The organism is Sporosarcina koreensis, from assembly GCF_001531445.1.
Taxonomy (GTDB): Bacteria; Bacillota; Bacilli; order Bacillales_A; family Planococcaceae; genus Sporosarcina; species Sporosarcina koreensis_C.
Genome location: NZ_LQYA01000141.1, coordinates 30,771 through 31,175, shown reverse-complemented (window position 1 = coordinate 31,175; position 405 = coordinate 30,771). Strand labels below are relative to the sequence as shown.

Sequence of the window (405 nt, the reverse complement as noted above, 5' to 3'; positions counted from 1 at the left end):
GAAATGACGAGCGGATCATCCAAATGCTCTCCACGCAATGCCAGCGTGACGATTCGGATGAATTCGGCCATATTACATTTTTTCAAAACTAATAATGTGAATCGGCCGTCGTTGATACTTGAATTCGGCGCCAACTTTTCCAGGCCGCCGACGGAATTGGTCAAGCCGACGAGAAAGAGCATTACCTCTCCTTCGAATACTTCATCATCATACTCAATTTTTACGTTACTTGAGTGGATGGATGGGAGCATTTCAATCCCTTTCAAGTAATAGGCGAGCTGGCCAAGCACCGTCTTCAGCTTGCTTGGCACTTCATATGTCAGTTCGGTCATACGGCCGCCGCCTGCGATGTTGATAAAATGACGGTCATTCATAAGGCCGACATCCACCGGAATCGTCTCTCCA

The 405-nt window shown here is 47.7% G+C and carries 1 protein-coding gene; it reads right to left on the bottom strand.

What is annotated here, in order from left to right; translation table 11 throughout:
• On the bottom strand, positions 1 to 405 hold a 405-nt coding region (locus AWV70_RS24705), incomplete at both ends, for a YegS/Rv2252/BmrU family lipid kinase (protein WP_235588691.1).